At 71.8% G+C, this 1215-nt stretch carries 1 protein-coding gene; it reads left to right on the plus strand.

What is annotated here, in order from left to right; translation table 11 throughout:
• A partial coding sequence (locus V7E46_RS33655; RefSeq protein WP_443054438.1) for a DUF3631 domain-containing protein occupies positions 1-1215 on the plus strand: 1215 nt, incomplete at both ends.

Below are 1215 nucleotides of genomic sequence, written 5' to 3' on the forward strand. Positions count from 1 at the left end.
GGCCCTCCCAGCCCGACGCCGCATCCCCCCTCCCGGCCCCCGTGCAGGCACCCGCACCGGACCGGCCGCAGGAGCCGACCGGCCCGCCGGAGATACCCGACGTACCGCCGACGGAGGGTGACGAACTGCTGGCGCGGCTGCGGGCGTTGATCGCCAGGTTCGTGGTCCTGCCCTCCGAGGCGGCGCTGGACGCGACCACGCTGTGGGTCGCCGCATCCCACCTCCAGGCCGCCTGGCAGCACGCCCCGCGCCTGGCGGTGGTCGGCCCGGCGAAGCGGTGCGGAAAGTCGAGGCTGCTGGACGTGCTGGCCGAGACCGTCCACGCCCCGGTGCTGACTGTGAACTCCACACCGGCCGCGGTCTTCCGCTCCATCACCGAGGAGCCGCCCACCCTCCTCGTGGACGAGGCCGACACGATCTTCGGCAGCCCGAAGATGGCCGAGAAGAACGAGGAGATGCNCTTCCGCTCCATCACCGAGGAGCCGCCCACCCTCCTCGTGGACGAGGCCGACACGATCTTCGGCAGCCCGAAGATGGCCGAGAAGAACGAGGAGATGCGCGGCCTGCTCAACGCCGGGCACCAGCGCGACCGCTACGTGCTCCGGGTGGTAGGCAACGACCACACCCCGCACCGGTTCCACACCTTCGCCATGGCCGCCATCGCCGGGATCGGCGACCTCCCCGACACGATCATGGACCGCTCCATCGTGATCCGTATGCGCCGCCGGGCCGAAGGCGAACGCGTCTCGCCGTATCGCACCAAGCGCGACAGCCCAACCCTGCGCACGATGCGCGCCAGCCTGGCCCGGTGGGCCAAACCACTGGCTGACCAGGCCCTGCACCTGGAACCGCAGATGCCCGTCGAGGACCGCGCCGCCGACACCTGGGAACCGCTGATCATCGTCGCCGACCTCGCCGGCGGCCCCTGGCCCCGCCGGGCCCGACAGGCATGCACCCGCCTCGTCACCTCCGAGGCCGAATCCGAGGACCACCAGCCCAGCGGCGCGCGCATCCTGGCCGACATCCGACGGATCTTCTACGCCGCCAGCGACCCCGACAGCATCGCCACCGACCAACTCCTGTTCGCCCTCAACGGCGACCCGGAAGCCCCCTGGGCCGAGTGGGGGCGAAGCGGCCTGACCCCGCGCGGCCTCGCCAGCATGCTGCGCGAATTCGGCATCTCCTCCGGCAACGTCCGCATCAGCGACCACACCC

This window comes from Streptomyces sp. IBSBF 2435, from assembly GCF_036815005.1.
GTDB lineage: Bacteria > Actinomycetota > Actinomycetes > Streptomycetales > Streptomycetaceae > Actinacidiphila.